The organism is Actinoplanes sp. NPDC026670 (assembly GCF_040638175.1).
GTDB lineage: Bacteria > Actinomycetota > Actinomycetes > Mycobacteriales > Micromonosporaceae > Actinoplanes.
The window spans coordinates 39779-61003 of sequence record NZ_JBEZXU010000032.1; the positions used below are offsets into that span (position 1 = coordinate 39779).

Genomic DNA, 21225 nt, shown 5'->3' on the forward strand with positions numbered 1-21225 from the left:
GCTGACCAGCCCGGACGTCTTCGGGTGACGTCGGTGATCACGGCAGCGCGAATCGACGATCCCGTGCCGTTGGTACGGCCGGAAGGACCATGCTGGGGGTGCACCAGGGACCCCACCACGCGGCGGCCGACTGAATGCGGGAGCAGTAGGTGCGGCGTCGCCCGATGGTGCGACCTCACCGTGGGTTCCCACGGTGGGTGAACCGCCCCGACATCGTTGAGATCATCGGATTTCGATGCCACGCTGGGTCGATGCCCTGACCTACAGGGCGTACGCATCACGCATGGTGACGGCGGGAGGGGTGCCGGTGCGCGTCGAGATCGACCCGGGCTGGTGGGTGTCGGGTTTCTGGGAAGGCCGGCCGATCCGCGACTTCCTGGAGCGACGCGACGTCACGGCCATCTTCCGGTTTCTGCACGCCCGCGGGGTCTCGTACGGCGCGATCGGCGGGCTGGTCGGCATCTCCCCGAACCGGGCCGCCGAGATCGCCAGGAATCTGCGGCAGGTCACCGCGTACGAGGTCCTCGAACGGGTCGCCGTCGGCCTGCGCATCCCCCGAGCCGTCATGGGCCTGGGCCACGAACCCACACCAGCGACGCCCGCCGAGCCCGACGCTCCTGCAAGCGGCCTCGCAGCGCTGCGCGCCCAACTGGACGAGGCGCTGGCCTCCTCGACGGTGACCGCGAATCAGCTGGAGATGATCGAAGAGGCGACCCATGATCACGTCCGGGGCTACCTGTCGTCCCCGCCGTTGACGGTGCTTCAGGACATCGCCGCCGAGTGCACTGAAGTCCTCACGCTGTCGCGGCGGAGACAACCCGCTACGGTCCAGGCCCGGCTGTCGGCTGCCGCGGCGTTGCTGGCGGCTTTGTCCGCCGATGCGCTGCTCCGGTTGGGCGACGCCACCCATGCCCGGCTCTGGTACCGCACGGCGGCCGTAGCCTCGGACGACAGCGGCCAGACCCGGCTGCGGGTGCTGGTCCGGACGCATGCCGCGATGCTGCCCTACTACTTCGGCGACCCGCGGCAGACCGTCGCCCTGGCCGAACAGGCGCTCGCGCTGTCCGCGACGCCGTGCCCGCTGACCGCTCTGGCCGCGGCCGCCCGCGCTCGGGCGCTGGCCCGCATCGGTGCCACCGAGCAGGCGAGGATCGCGATGGTGCAGGCACGTCACCTGTTCGACCAGGCCGGCGAGACGGACACCCATGCGGCCTTCGAATTCCCGGCACGAAGACTGCTGTTCTACCTGTCCGGGACCGCCGTTTGGGCAGGTGACCTGCCAGCCGCCTACCACCTTCAGGACGAGGCGCTCGCGCTGTACCGGGCCAGCCCGGTTCCGGCGATCGATCCAGCACTCATCCAGATGGACCGATCGATGTGCCTGGCCCGTGAACACCGGACCGGTGAAGCAGCTGCCGTGGCACGCGAGGCTGTCGCGTGTCTGCCCGAGCCGCAACGCACCGAGATCGTCTTGTCCCGGGCGCGCGACGTCGTCGCGGTCGTCCCTGCCGATCAACGGCAGGGCCCCGTCGCCGAGTTGGATGACTACCTCCGCGAGTGCGGCAGGAGGGCGGCTCTACCCTGAGTCGGGTAAGGACACCGTCCCCGGCCGTCAGGAGCGTCCATGTTCGTCGAGGAACGGACCCGACCGGTACTCGACAAGGTCTGCAAACTCATCGACCGCGCCCCTGATCAGGCAGTTCTACTGCGGCACCACACGAACGCGGTGTACGCCGTGAGCGACGTGGTGGTCAAGATCTCCCCACCTGCGATCCCGCTCGACCGGATACGGCGCGTCGTCGATCTCGTGGAATGGCTGCAGGACCAGGACTTTCCGACCGTCCCGCTGCATCCCGGAATCCAGCAACCGCTGCACATCGACGGGTACCCGGTCACCGTGTGGCAGCGACTCGACGCCTCCGCCGCGCGGCCGATCACCACTGCGGAACTCGGTCTCCTGCTTCGCAGCCTGCACGCCCTGCCCCTGCCGCCGGCAGGCGTGCCGACCGCCCTCGATCCGGTCACGGGAGTACGCCGTTCGGTCGATGCCTCCGCGATCCTTGACGGCGACGATCGTGATCTGCTGGTTCGTCGCCTCGGGGACCTCGCGCCGGTCTGGGAGACGGCTATGCCGTTCGGTAGTGGCCTGATCCAGTCCGACCCTCAGGTCCGAAACGCGCTGCGGCGCGACGACGGCACCCCCGTGCTGGCCGACTGGGACAGCGCCTCCACCGGACCCCGCATGTGGGACATCGCCACCGTGGCCGTGCACTGCCGCCGGTTCGGCAGTCACGACTTCGGCGACTTCGTCACCGCGTACGGACGCGACCCTCGCAGTTGGGACCACTTCGAGGATCTCTGCCTGCTCCGCGAGCTCCAGATGATCGCCACCAACGCCCGCAAGTCGGCGCCCGGCAGCCCTGCCGCGGCCGAAGTCCACCACCGCATCGCCGGTCTCCGCGAAGACCTGCAGGAATTGACCGCCTGGAGCATCTTGTAGGGGCCCGCTCCGTGGTCCAGCGAAGGACTCAACCCGGACCTGTCATGGCGGCGAGTTCGCGGTCCGGGCTGACGTTGCGGTTGTACAGCGGGCGGAAAGGCGTTCTGGACAGGCGCAGCGACAGATCGAGGAGGCTCAGCTCATCGCCGTGATCGCGGTGGGCCTTGGCAAGACCGACGTAGTCGTTCATGACGCCGACGATGCTGCGGCTGGCGGTGGTGGCGAGACGACGGTCATCCATCTGCCGTACCTCGTTCTCGATGAAGCTGATCGGTACGCCGTGCGCGTCCAGAACCGGAGCGACTGCCGCAGCGATCCTGGTCGGCCAGCTGGCGGCGGGCGTCAACGGTGTCAGGATCGGCAGGAGCGTCGTCTCGCTGACGAGCAGAGCCACTCGTGGCCGCCACGGCAGCACTGTGGCGTACCACGGGCCAAGCTCAGTCGTGTCCTCGTCGGCCGGCTCGATGTCTGGCGGGCCGACGAGATCGAGCAGCTTCCTGGTCGCTCGCACGATAAGCACCCTGCCATCCTGCCCCACGCAATAGATCGGCGGTTGCGGGGCGCGAGGCGAGAACGGCCGGGCCAACCGGTACGGACCGGGATGCGAATGAAGCTGTTCGCGGGAAGTGCCCGGTTCACGACCCGAAGCCTGCGCTGATCATGGAGCTGTTCTCCTCCAGGTGTCGATGAGAGGAAGTGCCGGGGATGGTGATCAGGGCCGCGGACCGTTGGAGCAGGGCGCGGAGGACATGCTCGGTCCGCTCCGCACGGCCGTCCGGAGATGCCCCACTGAAGGTCGGATCTGCCCGAAATGGCTGGTGGGCGACGTAGGCGAGTCCGTGCCGCTCGGCATATGCGAGAGCAGGGTCATCGGTGTCGACGCTGTGCTGGTTCTGCACGGCAGCGATGGTGGTGTAGCCGCGAGCCTGGTCGATCTGGTCGGCGGTGACCTTGGAGAGGCCGAGGTGGCGGATCTTGCCCTCCTTGCGGAGGTCATCAAGGGCGCCGAGTTGGTCGGCCAGGGGGACGGTCGGGTCAATGCGGTGCAGGTAATACAGGTCGATGCGGTCGAGGGCGAGGCGGCGGAGGCTGAGCTCAACGCATTGGCGCAGGTATGCGGGCCGTCCGCAGGGTGTCCACTGGTTGGGTCCGGGTCGGAACATGCCGCCCTTGGTGGCGATGATCAGGTGGTCCGGGTACGGGTGTAGAGCCTGGCGGATGAGTTCCTCGACGGTGTGGGGTCCGTAAGCGTCGGCGGTGTCGAGGTGGTCGATGCCGAGGTCGTGGACGGCATGGCGCAGGATCCGGAGGGCGTTGCGGGTGTCGGCGGGTGGTCCCCAGTGTCCGGGGCCGGTGAGCTGCATGGTGCCGTAGCCGATGCGGCGCACGGGCATGTCGCCGCCGATGGTGACGGTGGAGGGGTCCATCAGGCGGTCTCCTCTCGGCGGGGTCAAAAGTCGAAAAGCGTTGCCTGCGCCTCCGGGACGGTCTTCGGAGCCGGTGGTCCGGCGACGGCGAGGAGTTCGTCCAGGCTGGGATCACCGGCCCAGCGTTGCTGGATCAGGGTGTCGAGCAGGATCGCCGCACCGACGGTGTCCCAGAGGGCACGGTGAGGCCGGCTGGCTGGCGCCGCAGCCGTCACGGTGTCGGTCAGCCGGTGACGGGCGAGCAGGTCGGTGAGGCTGTTCTTGCCGGTGGAAGGCAGTGTCTTGGCGAGGCGGTGGGTGTCGATGAGCCCGGCGATGCTGATCGAGGGGCAGCGGCGGTGCAGCAGCCGCCAGTCGACGCCGATGTTGTGCCCGACCAGGTAGGTGCCGCCGAGCCGGCGTGCCAGCTGCGGTTCGACCGTGTCGAGGTCAGGTGCTCTGGACAGGGCGGTGCCGGCGAGGCCGGGTGAGATCCAGGGCCGGGCGGGGATCGGCCGGCCGGGGTCGATCAGGGTGGTGTAGGCGGTGGCCACGTCGGGGCGGCCGGCGATCAGGCGGACGGCGGCGATCTCCAGGATGGCTTCGTGGTCGCCGTCCTGGGCGCCGCTGCCTTCGAGGTCGAGGGCGACCAGGTTGGTCGCCTCCCGCCAGGTTGCTGCCATGTCACCGCCTACGCCGTACGGATGGATCACTCGTCGTTGAAGCGGGCCGCGTGCGCGAACCGGGCCCTCACCTGGTCGAACGCGTCAGCCTGCTCCTCGGGTGCGCCGTGGCCGGTCAGTGATCGGCCGTGGGCGTGCAGGAAGTGCGGCTGGTCGAGTTCCCAGATCTGGAACTGCAGGGTGTGCTGCAGAGCGTAGCGGCGTTGTTCGCCGAGGCCGTGGGTCCAGACGTGGCCGTCCTCGATGAGGAAGTCACTGTCGTACCCGAATCGGTCGAGGACCTCGCGCATGTCGGACCCGGTCGGTGGGCGGTAGGCGTCGGCGCAGCGTTGCTGCTGGTCGAGAGGGCAGATGTCGCAGATTTCCCGTACGCCCCAGTGGCCGTTGTAGTCAGGGGCCTGGTGGGCGTAGGCGACGCCGCAGGAGGTCTTGCGGAACAGCGGTGTGGTGATGCCGGAGGCACGCCACGCTGCGACGACGCGGGCGTCCAGGTCGTACGGCATGGTCTTGCGGCGGTGGAACTCGTCTTCGCCGTACGGGACGGTGACGCCTTGTTCTTGCAGGTAGGCGGCGTTCTCGGCCTTGTGGTAGAGGCCGGTGAAGACGATCGCGTCGACGTCGCGGCCGATGTCCAGGACGTGGGCCATGGTCTGGTCGTCGTCGTTCCAGCCAGGGGTGATCGGCCGCCAGTAGAGGATCACGCCGGTGCGCTTGCGGTGCTGGGCGGCGGTGCGGATCGAGGTGACGGTGGTGGCGGTCTTGGCGATCGGCTCGATCCGCGGGTCGGTGATCCCCGAGTAGGTGAACAGCAGCGTGACCCGCAGATGGGCCAACTGTTCGAGGGTGGCCATGTCGTCGGCGGTGACCTTGAACCGGGTGATGATCAGGACGTGGTTGGTGTAGCCGCGCGCGTCGAGACTGTTCAGGACCTGGAACAGGTGCGGTTTGACGCCGGGCAGGAACGGGTCGGTTGCCTTGTTGAACAGCTGGATCGGGGTGACGTGCGGCTGGAACGCCTCGTGACTGATCAGGTCCTCGATCGCCTGCTCGGTAGGGACGAGCAGTTGGGGCTGTTTGACGTCGAAGTTGCCCCAGAAGTGGCGTACGCAGTATCCGCAGTCCAGCGGGCAGCCGATGATGTGGTTGAGCGACAGGCCGCTCTTGCGGTAGCCGACGTACTGCGCCATGTACGGATCCAGGCCGGCCTTCAGCGCGTCCGGCATGAAGCGCAGCGTTCTCGGGCCGACGTCGAGGTCCGGGATGATGGTCATCGAGATTCTCCGTTCGAGGGGTGCGGGGCGCGGAGCAGGTGTTTCTTGGCCGGGCTGTACCAGATGCCGAAGTCGCGGGGCACGACCTCGGTGCTGTCGGAGCTGTGGATGAGGTTGTCGATCAGGCGGCCTTCGGCCATCGCCTTCTCGAGGCTGTCGGCGGCGAACCGGCCGCGGATGGTGTCCGGTCCGGCGGCGGCCGGGTCGGTGGGGCCGAGCAGCCGGCGCAGCCGTGGCGCGGCGTCGATTCCGTAGGCGAGGGCTACGGCGGCCTGCCGGCCGACGTAGATGCGCCGCAGTTCGGCGGGCACATCCCGGCCGAGCTGTGTGGACAGCGGCAGGATGTCGGCGTAGTGGGTGAAGATCTGTTCCTCGGTGGGGAAGACGCAGCAGACGTCGACCACCTGGAGTTCCTGTTCGACGGCGGTCAGGACCGGGCCGAGCAGGTCACGGGCGAGGCAGTCGGGTTTGAGCAGGATGACCGTCCACCAGCGCCAGCCGTCGGGGTTCACGGCGCGCCGATCCGGTCGGGCCAGCGGGCTGCCATCAGCCACCGGTCGCCGGCGGTCAGGGCTGCGGTGATGTCGGCGGTGACCGGGTCACCGGTCTCCCGGATCTGCCGGTAGGCCTCGAACAGCAGCAGGACCTGCCGCCAGTAGCCGGACACCGGAACCCGGGTAGCGGCCTCGGCAGTCAACGTGGTGCCGCCCGCCCGGAGAGCCTGCTCCCACCACAACACGGTGGCCAACTCCTCCGGCGAGGTGTCCGGCATCGGCGAGAGGGGGAACATCGGAGCCGGTGTACGGTCGGCTTCGGCCAGGATCGCCTCGACCTTGGCCATGTCGAGGACGTTGATGTGCATCGACCCGACGTGGTGGGTGTAGGTGCCGACCTCGACACCGAGACGACGGGCGGCCAGTTCCTGGATCATGGTGAACGAAAAGGTGTCGCACAGCAGGCCGATGACGGCGTCGTTGCCGCGCATGTAGGTGGTCGCGTGCAGTTGACCGCCGCGCAGCAGGAACTGCAGCCCGAGGGTGCAGGCGACATCCGGGTTCCCGGAATCGATCAGCTCGTCGGGCCGCATGACGAGCATGGCGGCACGTTTACTGTCCGGGTCGTGTCGTAGCAGGTCGATGACCCGGTCGAACTGCGACCGGCCATCGGTTCCGTCAGCGCCGAACAGGCGCGGCCCATAGGCGGTGCCGGTCAGCCGGAGGCCGTCGGCGGACAGCTTCTCCAGCCGCGGCGCGTAGTAGCCGATCATGTCCAGGTCGTCGCGCCCGGACAGGTACCACAAGGCCTCGGCGTGGTTGAAGACGATGTTCGCCCGCCGGGCGGCCAGGTACGGCGACCGGCATACCGGGTCGGTGAGCCGGAAGCTGATGTTCGGGACCTCGATGGCGTCCTTGCCGCGGCCTCGGGTGTCGTACACCGGCTGATCGTGAATGCGGCGCAGCACCGCCACGTAAGCCTCGCCGAAGGTGTCGAACGTCGCCGGGGTGAGCGTCATCGCGATCTCCTTACCGGCGCGCCGAGCGTGTGCAGGGTGTCGAGCAGGACCGCGATCTGGGTGCTGAGCCGGTACGGCTCCAACAGGCGCAGGCACGCGCGGATCAGATCCCGGTGGGCCGGCGTCCCGGCGATCGACTGCAGCCAATGCAGCTTCTCGACGACCTCGCCGCCGTCGCGGACATGCAACTCCGGTGGTGTGAACCGGTCGGCGGCCACCGTGTCGGCCGGGGTCAACGGCAGGCAACCCTGGGTCACGGACTCGAACAGCCGTGACGTCTGATGCCCGACCGTCCGATAGCGTTCCGGCAGCACCAATACCGTCGCCAGTGCGCCGCGGTGGATGGCGGCGACCTCGTCGAAACGGCAGCGGCCGGTGAAGTTCACGTGCGGCCACGGCCCGGTGTCGGTCCACTTCCCGGCTACCCGGTGGGTCACCTGTGCGGCGGCCGGCGCGAAGAATCGGTCGAACGCGTCGTCGCGGCCGTACTGGTTCCCGACGTACACCAGTGGGATCGGCCGCTGCGCTGCGGCAAGCCGATACGGGTCGGCCTGATCGAGCAGCGTGTCGGGAACTGGGCAGGCCAGCGTGATCGCACCCGGCGTCAGGCGAAACGCGTACTCGCCGACGCGCACGTTCGCCCGTGTCCGCAGCGGGTCATCGGCAGGCAGCCGCCGGTCCATGTCCCAGATCACCGTCGGCGTGGCCAGGCCGGTCGTGTAGTGCTCGATCAGCTCCTGCTGCCGGTGCAGGTCGCAGGTGTGACCTGACGTTCCGCAGTCGGTGGTGTTGCGGCCCGGCAGCGGCCACCGCCACTCGAACACCACCGCATCCAGCTCCGGCAGCCCGGCGGCGAACCGGTATCGGTCGTCCAGGTCGACGCCTGCCTCCCACCGGTCCCGGTCGGTCTGCAGCAGCACGATCTCGTTCCCGGCGTCTTGGAGCGCGTCGATCACCGCACGGCGGTAGGCACGCGCCCCGTCCGGAGTGTCCAGGACTCCATCGCTCAGGAAGCCCCATGCGCTGTAGCCGATCCGCCTCACAACGGAAGGCGACGCCGTTCGTCGGCGGATCGTGGAAGAGGAGATGGTCATCGGCGCCTCCTGCCGGAACAAGTACGTAGCCCGACAATCACGCGCCGCTCACCACGGCCGAAAGGGCCCAGGTGAGACCTCAGCTGGCACCCCACCGTGGGTGTATTCAGGCGACCACCAGGCGACCGGGAGAACCGTCATAGCCCGCCTCAACGCTGCGGACCTGGTCGAAGGACCACACTTTGGGTGGGTGACGGCGTTCCCTTACACCATGAACGGTCGGGGTTCCCGCTTCCTGGACTGCTGACTTCTGACTCGGCAGACAACGGATCCGGTGGCACCACCTCGGTGCCACCGGATCCGTTCGGTTTCAGTCTGCCTTCGGCACCTGTACCGCGGTCAGGGTGCCGTCGCCCAGGTGCAGGTAGGCCCGGCCGGGCTGGGCGGCCTGGCCCACGATGCCGCGCGGGATGCGCAACCCGATCAGCTCACCGTCGGTGATGGTCTGCGGGGCGATCAGCAGACCGGACCGGTTGCGTTTGAGCTGGGTCAGCCAGCCGGCCATCCCCAGGCTCAGCGCCTCGGCGTTACCGGCGACCGCCAGACCCCAGCCGTTGCCGGCCGCCCCACGGGCCAGCATGTTCAGGTCACCGTCGATGTCGGACTGGGTCATCAGTTCGGCGTCGTCGATCACCACCGCCCCGGTGTCCTCCGGAAGGCTCTTCAGCAGCTTGCGGAAGTCGGCCGCCGCGATCCCCGCGTCGGTCACCACAGCTGCCACGCCCGGCTGCCCGGCCAGGTCACGCAGCGGCGAGCGGCGCGGCGCCACCACGAGCAGGCCGGTGCCGTTGGCCAGCAGGGTCCGGGCCACCGCCAGAAGCGCGGTGCTGCGGCCCGAGCGGGGCGGTCCGCCGATCGCGAAGGTCGGGATGTCGACGAAGTCCGGGCCGAGCGGGACCACCTCGTCGCCGCCCACTCCGACGGTCGCGGTCAGCGGTCGGCCGGTCGCCGGCAGCATCCGGCGTATCTCGGCGTACCCGATCAGGTCCGGTAGCGCCGCGAACCGGCGCGGCCGGGCTTCGGCCGGAACGCCGGCGTCCCGGTCGGTGATCTGCCTGGCCCCGGCGGTGATCGCCGCCGCCTGCCCCTGCCCGCTGACGTCCGGGCCGAGGACCGCGATCTGGACCTCCGCGTGGTCGGCCAGCCGGATGGCTCGCCCCGGTGCCAACTCCGGCGGGACCTCCCGCTGATTCAGGCCGAGCAGCGAGTAGTCGCTGCGGTCGTTGAGGCGCAGCACCAGCTTGTCCTCGGTCGCGCCGGCGAACCGGCCCGAGCCGAGCACCTTGTCACCGGCCAGTACGGCATGGATCCCGACCCCGGCGCCGTCACGCAGCAGCCGGGTCAGCCGGTCGAGGTAGCTGCCGTTGTCGTAGGTCGCGAAGTCACGTTCGAAGACTTCGAACCGGTCGACCATCAGCACCACGTGCGGCAGCCGCTGGTTCGCCGAGACACCGCGGCGCTGTTCGGTCAGGTCGGCGACGCCCTGCTCCCCGAACAGCGACTGCCGGCGGGTCAGCTCGCTGTTCAGCCAGGTCAGCATCCGGTCCAGGCGTTCGGTCTGCAGCCGGTCCACCACCGCCCCGCAATGCGGCAGCCCGGCCAGCGGCAGCAGCGCCCCGTTGCCGCAGTCGACGGCGTACAGGTGCACGTCGGCGCTGGAGTGCCGGACGGCCAGCGCGGCCGCCAGGGTTCGCAACGCCTGGGAGCGGCCACTGCGGCCGGACCCGATGAAGAACACATGGCCGGTACGGTCGGCGTCGAACAGCAACGGCTCGCGGCTCTGCGACGCGGGCAGGTCGACGATGCCGTAGGCGACCGCACCGACGTCACCCGTAACAGCGGCGGCGTGCGGCTGGGGCAGATCGGCCCACTGGGCGACCTCGGTGAGTGCCGGCAGCCACGGGCTCGGCTGGCGGGGCACGCCGAGGCGTTCGGTGGCCGCGACGATCGCCGCGACGAGTTCTTTCAGATCGGTGTCGGCCGGGCCGCCGGAGGAGGCAGCCTGCACCTGGCGGGCCGGCACCGGGTCGCCCAGCCGGGCCCAGTTCACCGGCACCACCTCGACACGCACCTCGTCGGCACGTTCACCGACCACCGGCCGTTTCCCGCCGATCCGGCCGGCCTGGAACGGCAGCAGTGCGGCGTACCCCAATCGGGCGTAGGCGCGACCCGGTGTGCGCGGTGACAGCTCACCGGCGTCGGGAGCGTCGATGATGTCGCGGCTTTCGCCCTGGTCGGTGGTGCGCAGCGCGATCCGCAGGTTGGTGTTGGCGCGGATGTCCGGGGTCACCGCGCCGGACGGCCGCTGCGTGGCCAGAACCAGGTGAATGCCGAGCGACCGGCCGCGCTGGGCGATGTTGACCAGGCCGGTGACGAAGTCCGGCAGCTCACGCACCATCGACGCGAACTCGTCGATCACCAGGACCAGCCGCGGCATCGGCGGCATGCTCGCGTCGCGGGCCCGCCGTTCCTGGTAGCGGACGATGTCGGAGGCCCCGGCGGCGGCGAGCACGTGCTCACGGCGGCGCAACTCGGCACCCAGTGAGGTCAAGGCCCGCTCGACCAGGTGGGTGTCCAGGTCGGTCACCATACCGACGGTGTGCGGCAGCTGCTCGCACTCGGCGAAGGCGCTGCCGCCCTTGTAGTCGACCAGCACGAAGGTCATCTCGTCCGGCCGGTTCGCCACCGCCAGCGTCGCCACCAGGGTCTGCAACAGTTCCGACTTGCCGGCGCCGGTGGTGCCCGCGATCAGGGCGTGCGGCCCGTCGCGTACCAGATCGATGGCGAACCGGCCGTCCATCCCCACACCGAGGACCGCCTCGGTGCTGCGCGGCCGCACCGCCCAGCCCGCGGCGATCTGCTCCGCGGTCGGCGGTTCCAGGTCGAGAACGTCGAGCAGCCGCGCCGACGCCGGCAGCACCGTCTCGTCGCCGTCACCGGAGACACCCAGCGGCGCCATCCGCCGGGCCGCCCGCTCGTACCACCCGGCGTCCGGCTCGTCGGCACGGATGCCCGTGACCAGCCCTGCCGTCGCGGTGCGCAGCGAGACGCCGTCCTCATGGGAGACCACCACCGCACGGCACTCCTCCGGCAGCAGCCGCTCCTCCGGCTCCAGGCACAGGATGTGGACGCCGACCGCCGGCCCGTCCCGTAGCAGGGTGACGGCGCCCGGCATCGACCGCAGCCGTCGCGCGCCGTCGAAGACGACCAGCACGTCCGGCTCGCCGGCGGCGGGACCACGCTCGGCCCCGTTCGACCGGTCGACGGCCGAACGGGCGGCGATCATCCGGTTCAGCTCGGCGATGCGCCGCGACACCGACTCGGCGCTGGTGCCGACACGCACGTACGCCTCCTCGCCGTCGGCCCGGGCATGCGGCAGCCACCGCAGCCACGACCAGCGGCTCTCGCCGGCGGTGTCGGTGAGCACACAGATCCGCAGGTCGTCCGGGCTGTGCAGCACCGCCGCCTGCGCCACCAGCCACGGCGCCAGCCTGGCGAGACGGGTTCCGGCCACGCCGACCACACCGCTGGCCCGCACGTCCACGGCCACCGGCACCTGTCCCAGCTCCGGGACCGTGATCCGGCGGTGCTCGTCGAGCGCCGGGTCCTCCACCCGGACCGTCGACGGCATCGAGCAGGTTCCGACCCGCAGGGCGAGGAAGTCGTCGTCACGCCACCGCCGCTCCCACAGCCGTTCTCCGGGCAGCGTCGCGATGCGTCCGGTGAACGCCGGGTCCGGGTAGGCGTACCGCCGGGCTCGTTGTTCCTCGAGGACGGCCTCGTCGATGTCGGCCCGGACCCGGGCGAGTTTCTCCTCGTGCTCCTGCATCTGCTCGGCGAAGGTCTGCGTGCCGCGGCGTTTGGTGCTGAACTGGGTCAGCAGCGCACCGATCGGGGAGACCAGCGCGAGGAAGATGAACCGCCAGTTACCCGTCGCGAGGATGCCGACCAGAGCGCCGATCGCCGGTGTCAGCAGCAGTGTCACCAGCGGGAAGTGGTTCTTCTCCGGTTTCGCCGGCTCGACCGGCAGCCGGAACTTGCCACCCGGGATCTGCGGGAAGAACCGTGGCGGGCGGTTGAACTCCCACGTGAAGCCGTCCGAGGCGCGGGTCAGTGGCGCCCGCACCGGCACGCCGGTGGCCAACTCGAGAAGGACCCCGCCGATCGCCAGCTGACGGCCGGCCGGCCATTCCGTGACGCCGTCCAGGGCGACGCCGTCCATCTGGGTCGCCGCCACGGCGGTCACCTCGACCGTACGGTCCACGGTGACCAGCAGGCGGGCGGCGACCGGTGGCACGTCGCCGGCCAGCCGTACCCGGCAAGTCGGCGCGCTACCGATCTCGTACTCCCCTGGCGGCAGCAACACGATGCCGCCGGCGCCCGGCCCGCTGACCAGCCGGACCTCCACCGCGCCGGCATGCGCGGCCGACGACCGCGCCGGCCGGTTCAGGCCCAGTTCAGCGCCGGCGCCCAGCCGAGCCTCAGCCAGCGACAGCCGCGGATCCAGCGGTGTCGAGCCGTGGAACAGCGTGCCGGGCCGGGAGCCGACGGCATCGGCCAGCTCCGCGGCGAACGCCCCCACCGAAGTGCCCGGCTCCGCGTCCACGACCAGCGGTTCCGCCGCCGGCGAGGCGTCGGAGACCAGGCTGACGTTGAGACGCATGGACGATCCTCTCCTTTCCTGTCCAGATGGGTACGCCTGACGCGCCCATGGCGTGCCAGGCGTACCCGGGTCGTCTGTGGTGGTCGGTGTCAGCCGAGTCGGGAGCCGAGGTCCTGGTCGGTGGAGGCGAACGCCTCACCGACGGACCGCACGTAGTTGCCGATCCCCTGCAGGCCCTGGTTGACCTGGTCGAAGCCCTTGGCGAACTCGTCGAAGAACGGCTGGAACCGCTGCTGGGCCGCCGGGGTTCGGTAGCCCTGGGCGAGCAGGTTCTGGACCTTGCCGCGTACCTCGACGAGCTTGTCCTGAAGCTGCGCGAAGTCGTTGAGCAGGGCCGCCGAGGTCTGGGCGGTCTCGTCGCTGTTGACGGCGAAGTCGGGCATGGTGGTACTCCTTTGTTCTCTGGTGGTGGTCGCCGGTGGAAGGTCCTACCGGCGGACCCTCTTGGTGAATCCGGTGTCGTCGCCGGCAGACGAGTCGTTCGGAGAGAGGTCCTCGTCGAGCAGGAAGCCGAATTTGAGTTCGCCCTTGGCGGTCTCGTCGTCGGGCTCCTCGCCTTGGCGTTCTTCGATGGCTTCGGAGGTTGCCCGGCTGGCCTCGCCGGAGATCGCGGCGGTCGCCGCCTCGACGGCGCGTTCCTCACGGGCTTTGTCCGGGTCGATCTCGGCATCGGCGTCGGCAGACGTGGACTCATCCGGGCTGGCGGTAGCCGGCTCGGGCTGCGGTCGAGTCGTGTCCGGACCGGTGGTGCTCCCGTCCACACCGGGGTTCGGCGTTTCGCTCGGGGCCGGGACGGCCGACGGTGCAGGCTGGACCGGCTCCGGCGGCCCGGCCGACTCGGCCGCCACAGAATCCTCTGGGGCCGGAGGTGTGTCGGTCCGGATTTGATCCGACCCGGCGCTGCTGGGTTCCGCGCCGCCCACAGGTACGGAATCGTCCGGCGGTTCTCCCCCGGCAGCGGGTTTGGAGGGTGCTGGCGGCGTCGGCGAGCCAGTCGGCGACGGCCCGGCCGCCGGAGCTGAGGCGACCGGAGCGGGCTCTGCCGGGGGTTGTTGCGGCGCAGCCGACCCGGTCTCGATATCCCGTCCGGTCCGGTCGGCGTCAGCGCCGGCGGCCGGTGTGGGGGTTTCCGGCAGCACTCCCACGGAGTCAGGCTGCGAGTTCACTGGCGGATCCGGCGGGCTGCTCACGGCCGGGGCGCTCGACGGCTGCGGCGCGTCCACCGGAGCCGGAGCCGGTACAGACGGCTCGGGGTCAGTGCGGTCCCCGGCAGGCGACGGGTCCACGGGATCCGGACGGCTCGGGGTATCCGTCCGGTCCGTGGGTGGACCACTGTCACCGGTCGGTGCTGCGCCGCCGGTGGCCCCGTCTCCAGTCGAGGGTCCGACGTCACCGGTCCCACTTCCGCCGACATCTGCAGACGAGCTGGTGGGGACGGAGTCACCGCCGGCCGACAACGGACCGTCACCCTTACGGAAGTCGAGATCCACGTCGCCGGAGTTCTTCCGGAAACTGTCGGCCCCGGCTTCGAACAGGCCACCGGCGGCTGCGCCGACTGCAGCGCCACCGAAGATCGAGGCGGCGTTGAAGCCCTCGCTGTTCGGGTTGCCGAGCTTGTTCAGGCCGACGGTGGCGACCTCCTCCACGACACCCTTGCCGAAGTCGGCCACCAGCTGCTTGCCCAGAGTGGGGGCGCGGCCACCGAACCGGAGCGCTCCGGAGATGACGGTGTTGTTGCGGCCGAACGTCCCGAACGCCTCGGCTCCGCTGCTGACGGTCTTGACCAGGCCGGGCGCCACCGACTTGGCGCCCCGCACGAACGGCCCGATCAGCTTCGCGCCGGGTACGAGCGTCACCAGGCCGACCAGCAGTGTTCCCAGTTCGAAGTTGCCGTTCGCGGCCTGCACCGCCACGGTGACAACCAGCGCGACCGCGGCGAGCACGATCCCGACGACGGGGAAGACCACCCCGACGACCGCGATCACGATGTCGATGATCAGCCGGAAGATCGGGTTGTTGCGGAAGAAGTCACCGATGCGCTGGAAAAATCTGCGCCGCGGCGGGGGCTTGATCGCCTTGTCGGCCGCGTCGTCGAGTTCCAGGTTGCACCTGGCGGACGCCGCTTCCCGCAGTCGCCGGGCGTCGGCAGCGAGTCGCCGTGCGGCCGAGAGCTGAGCCCGGGCTCCGGCGATGCCGTCAGCCTCAGCCCGCGCCTGCACGAGCTGCTCCGGGGTGGCCCCGGCCGGTACGGTCTTCAGGGTCCGTCGCGCTGCGGCAACGACCTCGGTGGCCTGATCCATCGCGGTGTCGATCCGGGTCTGCTGGTCGCGCAGCACCCGGGCGTACGTCCGATAGGCCTGCGCCGCCGCGTCGAAGGAGACGACCGTCTGCTGAAGTTTGCGGGGCAGGTTGTCGAGCATGTCGCGCAGCTTCTCCATGGACTCGCCGCGTGCTCTCGACAGCGACCCGCCGCGGCCGAGGACCCGCACGCCGGTCTGGGCGTCGTCGCGGATCTCCTCGTAGAACCGGGCCAGGTCATCGATGCGGTCCGGATCGCCGGGGGTCGGGTCCCGGTCCATGCCGAGAATGTCGAATCCGGTGGTGTAGCGCCTGCTCATGCCGGAGTCTCCGAGTCGCTTGCGGCCGGAACCAGCTCGGCGCGCAGGGCCCGTACGGCATAGTGCGCCCGGGACTTGACGGTTCCCGGCGGGATGCCGATCGATCGTGCTGCTTCGGTCACGGTGCTGCGGCGGTAGTAGAGCTCGAAGAGCACGTCGCGATGTTCGACGGCCAGCCGCCGCAACGCCGGCATCAGCGCGGCGGCGGTCACCACCGCGTCGGCGTGGTCCGGGACCGGGCGCTGCAGGCTGTCCCAGATCTCGCCGGTCACCGGCTGCGCACGACGCCCCCGCAGCTGGTCCACGGCGGCGTTGTGCGCGACGGTGTAGAACCAGCTCCGCACCGAACCGTCCCGGCCGGCCAGAGCATGCCGGTGACGCCAGGCCTTCAGCAGCGTCTCCTGGTAAACGTCTTCCGCGAGATTCCGGTTCCTGGTCAGGCGCAGCAGGTAGGCGTGAACCGCCTCCCCGTAACGATCCACCAGATCCATGTAGGCCTGATCCGCCACATCGTCCGGCCCGCGGACACCCGTCAGGCGGCGGGTCGTGCGGGCTTCAACGCCGGGCGTTCTACTCGGCTCCTGTGGAAACTGTCCCTGCCGTACGCCCTGACCCGTGCCTGCGGCATCGGTGGCGAGACTCTGGCCCGTGGTCACTGCGACGGCTCTCCCTCGACGAACGGGTCCGCCGGTTCGGACCCGTCGTCAGCCTGCGGGAACGGCCGTGCCAATACTTTTCGATTCTCTGAGGAATCTCTGAGGGCGGGTGCCCGTCGTCGGCCGACGGTGTCGGTGAGGTGTCCGGTCGCGGCGGGGAAGGTGCCGGCTGGGCAGCGGACGGGGCGGGTGGTGCCGGCGGCAGGGGTGGTTCGTCGAAGCCGGCCCTGATGAGGGCGTCGAACTCGGCGCGGACCAGGCCGGGGTCGCCGCAGATGAGTTCGGTGAAGGCTTCGTCGAAGCCGCGGTCCCACTCGGGGGACAACGCGGTGCCCGCATGCGCTACGGGATCAGTGGTCATGCCGGTCACCACCCGCCACGTCCGGTCCTGTCGGGGAGCAAAGCTGTACTGGCGAACCGCCAGGTCAGCTGGTGATCACCTTCTGCTCGGTGTGTTCCCGCGCGGCCACGCTGATCTTGCGGGGCTTGGCCTTCTCCGCGACCGGGATCCGCACCACCAGCACCCCGTTGTCATACGCGGCGTCGATGTGGTCGGTGTCCAACGCGTCGCCGAGGAACAGCTGCCTCGAGAACACCCCCAGCGGACGCTCGCTGAGCTGCACCGTGGCCTGATCGCCCAGAGCGATCGGGCGGCGCTCGGCGCGCACGGTCAGCACGTTGCGTTCCACGTCGATGTCGATCGCGTCGGCGTCCACCCCGGGCAGGTCGAACGCGATCACGAACTCGTCGCCGTTGCGATACGCGTCGGCGGGCATCGCCGTCGGACGTGACCAGGTCCCGGTTGCCGGCACCCCGAACAGCTGCTGGGCGATCCGGTTGACCTCGGTGAAGGGTTCGCTGCGCATCAACATGGTTCCCACCTCCTGCGGTCTCGACTTGATGGTCAATGCGCGATACCGTCTTTCTAACACGTCATCGCGGCGATGACAAGCGATTCGTAATCGAAACGATGACAGCAGGAGGTACGCATGCCCGACACACCCGCGACCAGCGCCGGCCCACCACCGGAAAGCCACGATCTGGCCGAAGCCGTTGCCGAGCTCGTGGCCACCGTCCGGGCGGCCCAACAGGCCGCCATCGACAGGTTGCCGGTGACCGGCACCGACCTGCTCCACGCGTTGACCCTGCTGCGCCAGGCCCAGACCGAACTCGCCGGCCTCGAGCCGATCCTGATCGCCGCCGCCCGCGCCGCCGGGATCTCCTGGCAAGCCCTCGCGCCCGCACTCGGAGTGGCCAGCCGCCAAGCCGCCGAACGCCGCTACCTGCGCAGCACCGCCGCCCCCACCGACCAACCCAGCGACACCCGCGACGAGCGCGTCCAAGCCGAACGCGACCGCCGCGCCGGCAACCGCGCCGTCAACCAATGGGCCAACGACAACACCGCCGACCTACGCCGCCTCGCCGGCCAGATCACCGCCCTGACCGACCTCGGCGACACCGCCACCACCGACCTCGCCCGGCTACACCACGCCCTCGGCGACACCGACGCCACCGCCCTGCCCGACCTCCTCGCCGCGACCCACCAACACCTGCCCGACCACCCCGACCTCGCCGCACAAATCGACACCATCACCGACCACACCGCCCAGATCCGCCGCCGGCACCCCCGCCGCCGGGATACCACTTGATCGCGCAGTTTCTCGGCCTGCCGCCGTTTGTCGCCGTCGGTGCGCGGTTGATCAAACGCTCCCCCGGATGGACCTCGCGGGTGTTCACCAGCACGAAGCGCGCCCGGTCGCCGAACTCCCGGTGCAGCCGGCCCAGGATCGGGCCGGCGCTGTCGGTGACGGGGCAGGTCCGGGATCCGACGACCATCAGGACCAGCCGGGGCCGAGGTGAGTGTCGGTGAACCGCCTGTCGTCCAGGGCGGTGGTGCGGGCGTACGATCGACGGCGGTGAGCCGGGAAGTCTGGTCGGCGATCGTCGATCCACGCCCGGTGGAGGCTCACCTTGAAGATTCTGGTCCTGACGTTGGGTACCCGCGGCGACGTGCAGCCGTTCGTCGCTCTGGCTGTGGAGCTGCGCGAGCGCGGCCACGACACGGTGGTTGCGGCACCGGCGCGTTTCGCGGATCTGTTCGCCGACCGCGGGCTGGCGTTCGCCGTCATCGACGACGGCCCCCTGCGTGTGCTCGACACCTCCGCGGTAGGAGATGTCGCCACGGGTGGGCTTCGTGCGAAGGTCGCGTTGATGCGGCAGATGCCGGCGATGTTCACCCGTGTTCTCGACGACTGCTGGCAGGTCGCCTCCACCGGGCCGGGTGCCGGAGCTGACGTGATCGTGCACAACGGGCAGGTGATCGCCGGACAGCACGTCGCCGAGTTGCTGGGCATCCCCGCGGTGCTGGCGCTGCCGATGCCGATGTATGTGCCCACCAGGGCGTTCCCGTGGCCGGGTCAGGAGTTCCCGGCACGCCTACCGGCCGCATTGAACCGGGTGACCTACACGGGCATGAAGGCACCCACGCTGATGTTCGCCCGCACTGTCGACAGTTGGCGCGACCGGCTCGGCCTGCCGCGCCGCCGCGGACGCCATGATCCGCTGCTGCGCCCGGAGGGCGGGCCCGTTCCGGTCCTGCATGCGATCAGCCCCGCCGTGGTGCCCCGCCCTGCCGACTGGCCGCCGTCGGCACACGTCACCGGTTACTGGTTCACCCCGCCGTCGGCCTCGGTGTTGCCCGCGGAGTTGTGCGAGCCGGATGACGATGGCGAGCCTCTCGTGTATGTCGGATTCGGCAGCATGGCCGGGCCGGATCCGACCGCGATGACCGAAGTCGTGGTGCAGGCGTTGCGGACGGCCGGAGTCCGCGGAGTCCTGGCCGGCGGGTGGGGTGGCCTGCGCGAGGTGCCACCGCCGGATGCCTGGCTGACCGGCGACGTACCACACGACCTGCTGTTCCCGCGGGTGTCAGCGATTGTGCATCACGGTGGGGCCGGCACCACCGCGGCGGCGATCCGTGCCGGGCGGCCACAGGTGGTGTGCCCGTTCGTCGGCGATCAGCCGTTCTGGGGCCGCCGGATGCGACAGCTGGGTGTCGCGCCTGACCCGCTTGATCTCCGGCGTCTGGACGTGCCACGGCTGGCGGCCGCGATCCGCCGTGCCGTCGGTGATCCGGCGATGGCCGCCTCCGCCCGGCGCCTCGGAGAACAGGTGCGCTCGGAGGACGGTGCCGCCGTCGCCGCCCGGATTCTGGAGCAGGTCGTAGCCCAGTGAGCGTGGCACGGGTCTGCGGGCGGGCGCCGAGGGTGCCCGGGTCGACAGGACCGTCAGCATGCTGATCAACTGAATCAGCCTGCCGGCCGACGCCCGCTCCTCGGCGGCAGCCGTCACCTGAGAACCATGCCGGCCAGGCTCACCAAGGTCACGCACGGCTGGGCCGGCTACTTCCGGCACGCCGTCGCCAAGCACACCTTGCAGTTCAGGTGCAGCGCCGACCTACCCCGACGGGCGTGTGCCCGACTCGGCCCACATCGCTCATCCTCGATCCGGGTAGCGCCTCACGCGGCGACCTTGTGAGCCGAACCACTCCCCACTATGGTCTGTTAAGCGGTTCAATTCGTCCACCAGACGGACCAGAGGACAATCAGCGTCCGTCCTTCCGCCTGCCCTCCGACAGTGAGCGGTGGGCTTGAGGCCGTACGCCGGCGCTGCTGCGCCGATCAATCGATTCAGGAGATCAAGCAGAGAGCACGAACGCATGCCACTGGAATCCACCTCCAGACGGGAGCTCCCGGCGTGAACAGCAACTGGCTCAGAACGATCGTGCCGCTCGCGGCGCTGGCGGTCCTCGCACCGGCGTCCGCGCTGGCGATCGCCAACTCGTCGAAGGACCCCTCAGGGAAACCGAACGGCATGGACCCGGTGTACGGGGTCTGCCGCGGAGTCGACCCGGACTGCTACCACGACTGGGGCACCGAGCGCGACAACAAGGTACTGGTGTACTCGCGCACAGCCGGACCCCGGCACGCCAACCTCGGCCGGGTCCTGGACCCGGACAACGCGAGTGTCCAGGGCCTCGGACTCCCCCGCCCTTACGTCATCACGAACAACCACAGCGACCCGGCAGCCTGGCCCCGTCCCCTGGACGCCTCCAACGTGGCACAGGCCGCACTGGTCCGCATGCTCCAGGACGACGGCATCGAGGTGCACATCACCGAGGACGTCCAGGCGATCGAGCGGCTCAACTCCAGCTACAAGGCCGTCATCTTCATGAGCCCGACCCGCGACACGCTGTGGAACCACGCGCGCGGCGCGCAAGGCGGCACCCGCCTCGACTGGGCCCGCGAGTCGCTGCGCAAGTACATCCAGGGCGGCGGCGGTTTCGTCGGCGTCCACAACGCCTTCGGCACCGAGTACGGCTGGCAGTGGTACGAGGGCCTGCTCGGCAACGCCAACTACTACAACCACGGACGCAACCAGCCAGGCGACGTCGTCATCGTCAACGACCGGGACGTGTCGACCAGAGGCCTGCCACGCCGCTGGGGTTTCTCCGACGAGTGGTACAACCTCGTCCCGTACCCGACCAACGTGAACTTCCTCGCCACCGTCGACGAACGGACACTGGCGGACGGCGCGGGCGGCGAAGGATCGCACCCCGGGCACGGCGACTTCCACCCGGTCACCTGGTGCCAGTACTACGACGGCGGCCGCTCCTGGGTCACCACCCTCGGCCACGACGCGGCCGCCTTCCAGGAGAATTCGGCCTCCCCCGGCGCCGCCGAGTTCCAGACCCATCTGGAACACGGCATCAAGTCCGCCATGGGCAACGAGCCGTTCTGTACGCCGGCCAGGCGCAAGTAG

General features: G+C 70.0%; 19 protein-coding genes. 6 read left to right on the plus strand and 13 right to left on the minus strand.

All coding sequences use genetic code 11. The features are described from left to right. Positions 1 to 283 precede the first annotated feature (283 nt). A complete protein-coding gene (locus AB0E94_RS28625) occupies positions 284 to 1585 on the plus strand; it encodes a hypothetical protein (RefSeq protein WP_360332062.1) in 1302 nt (433 codons plus the stop codon). Between the two features lie 39 nt (positions 1586 to 1624). Continuing rightward, complete coding sequence (locus tag AB0E94_RS28630) at positions 1625 to 2500, plus strand: aminoglycoside phosphotransferase family protein (protein ID WP_360332065.1); 876 nt, start codon at positions 1625 to 1627, stop codon at positions 2498 to 2500. Positions 2501 to 2528: 28 nt separating this feature from the next. On the opposite strand, the gene AB0E94_RS28635 is transcribed toward AB0E94_RS28630, so the two are convergent. From AB0E94_RS28635 to AB0E94_RS28690, 12 genes are all read right to left on the minus strand, one after another. Beyond that, positions 2529 to 3038 carry a hypothetical protein gene (locus AB0E94_RS28635; RefSeq protein WP_360332068.1) on the minus strand — a complete coding sequence of 170 codons (510 nt, stop codon included), beginning with the start codon at positions 3036 to 3038 and terminating at the stop codon, positions 2529 to 2531. Positions 3039 to 3135: 97 nt separating this feature from the next. Continuing rightward, positions 3136 to 3927 (minus strand): aldo/keto reductase, encoded by a 792-nt coding sequence (locus AB0E94_RS28640; protein ID WP_360332071.1) that lies wholly within the window; start codon positions 3925 to 3927, stop codon positions 3136 to 3138. A gap of 23 nt (positions 3928 to 3950) precedes the next feature. Beyond that, a complete protein-coding gene (locus AB0E94_RS28645) occupies positions 3951 to 4589 on the minus strand; it encodes a 3'-5' exonuclease (protein WP_360332074.1) in 639 nt (212 codons plus the stop codon). A 26-nt stretch (positions 4590 to 4615) separates the two neighbouring features. Then, positions 4616 to 5860: a hypothetical protein gene (locus AB0E94_RS28650; protein WP_360332076.1), complete on the minus strand. Its 1245-nt coding sequence runs from the start codon at positions 5858 to 5860 to the stop codon at positions 4616 to 4618. Then, on the minus strand, positions 5857 to 6372 hold the full coding sequence (locus tag AB0E94_RS28655; protein ID WP_360332078.1) for a nucleoside-diphosphate kinase: 516 nt from the start codon (positions 6370 to 6372) through the stop codon (positions 5857 to 5859). Before AB0E94_RS28655 ends, AB0E94_RS28650 begins: the two co-directional genes overlap by 4 nt. Beyond that, positions 6369 to 7373 carry a thymidylate synthase gene (locus AB0E94_RS28660; RefSeq protein WP_360332080.1) on the minus strand — a complete coding sequence of 335 codons (1005 nt, stop codon included), beginning with the start codon at positions 7371 to 7373 and terminating at the stop codon, positions 6369 to 6371. The genes AB0E94_RS28655 and AB0E94_RS28660 overlap by 4 nt, the downstream gene beginning before the upstream one ends. Further along, positions 7370 to 8416, minus strand: a complete 1047-nt coding sequence (locus AB0E94_RS28665) for a hypothetical protein (protein WP_360332083.1) — start codon at positions 8414 to 8416, stop codon at positions 7370 to 7372. Before AB0E94_RS28665 ends, AB0E94_RS28660 begins: the two co-directional genes overlap by 4 nt. A 361-nt stretch (positions 8417 to 8777) precedes the next feature. Continuing rightward, positions 8778 to 13130, minus strand: coding sequence for an FtsK/SpoIIIE domain-containing protein (locus tag AB0E94_RS28670; RefSeq protein ID WP_360332086.1), 4353 nt, complete (start codon positions 13128 to 13130; stop codon positions 8778 to 8780). 89 nt (positions 13131 to 13219) lie between these two features. Further along, positions 13220 to 13513, minus strand: coding sequence for a WXG100 family type VII secretion target (locus AB0E94_RS28675; protein ID WP_360332089.1), 294 nt, complete (start codon positions 13511 to 13513; stop codon positions 13220 to 13222). 45 nt (positions 13514 to 13558) lie between these two features. Beyond that, positions 13559 to 15748: a hypothetical protein gene (locus AB0E94_RS28680; RefSeq protein WP_360332092.1), complete on the minus strand. Its 2190-nt coding sequence runs from the start codon at positions 15746 to 15748 to the stop codon at positions 13559 to 13561. Next, positions 15745 to 16239 carry a sigma-70 family RNA polymerase sigma factor gene (locus tag AB0E94_RS28685; RefSeq protein ID WP_360332095.1) on the minus strand — a complete coding sequence of 165 codons (495 nt, stop codon included), beginning with the start codon at positions 16237 to 16239 and terminating at the stop codon, positions 15745 to 15747. The genes AB0E94_RS28680 and AB0E94_RS28685 overlap by 4 nt, the downstream gene beginning before the upstream one ends. A 590-nt stretch (positions 16240 to 16829) precedes the next feature. Then, positions 16830 to 17276 (minus strand): Hsp20/alpha crystallin family protein, encoded by a 447-nt coding sequence (locus AB0E94_RS28690; RefSeq protein ID WP_360332097.1) that lies wholly within the window; start codon positions 17274 to 17276, stop codon positions 16830 to 16832. 117 nt (positions 17277 to 17393) lie between these two features. On the opposite strand from AB0E94_RS28690, the gene AB0E94_RS28695 reads away from it, so the two are divergent. Next, positions 17394 to 18053 carry a hypothetical protein gene (locus AB0E94_RS28695; protein ID WP_360332100.1) on the plus strand — a complete coding sequence of 220 codons (660 nt, stop codon included), beginning with the start codon at positions 17394 to 17396 and terminating at the stop codon, positions 18051 to 18053. A 186-nt stretch (positions 18054 to 18239) separates the two neighbouring features. Here AB0E94_RS28695 and AB0E94_RS28700 read toward each other — a convergent pair whose 3' ends face one another. Beyond that, positions 18240 to 18374: a hypothetical protein gene (locus AB0E94_RS28700; RefSeq protein WP_360332103.1), complete on the minus strand. Its 135-nt coding sequence runs from the start codon at positions 18372 to 18374 to the stop codon at positions 18240 to 18242. A 1-nt stretch (position 18375) separates the two neighbouring features. On the opposite strand from AB0E94_RS28700, the gene AB0E94_RS28705 reads away from it, so the two are divergent. The 3 genes from AB0E94_RS28705 (at position 18376) to AB0E94_RS28715 (ending at position 21225) form a co-directional block, all read left to right on the plus strand. Then, the gene (locus AB0E94_RS28705; protein WP_360332106.1) at positions 18376 to 19638 is read left to right on the plus strand and encodes a glycosyltransferase; all 1263 of its coding nucleotides are present in this window, start codon (positions 18376 to 18378) and stop codon (positions 19636 to 19638) included. Between the two features lie 126 nt (positions 19639 to 19764). Beyond that, positions 19765 to 19941: a group II intron maturase-specific domain-containing protein gene (locus AB0E94_RS28710; RefSeq protein WP_360332108.1), complete on the plus strand. Its 177-nt coding sequence runs from the start codon at positions 19765 to 19767 to the stop codon at positions 19939 to 19941. Positions 19942 to 20160: 219 nt separating this feature from the next. Then, positions 20161 to 21225 carry a ThuA domain-containing protein gene (locus tag AB0E94_RS28715; RefSeq protein WP_360332111.1) on the plus strand — a complete coding sequence of 355 codons (1065 nt, stop codon included), beginning with the start codon at positions 20161 to 20163 and terminating at the stop codon, positions 21223 to 21225.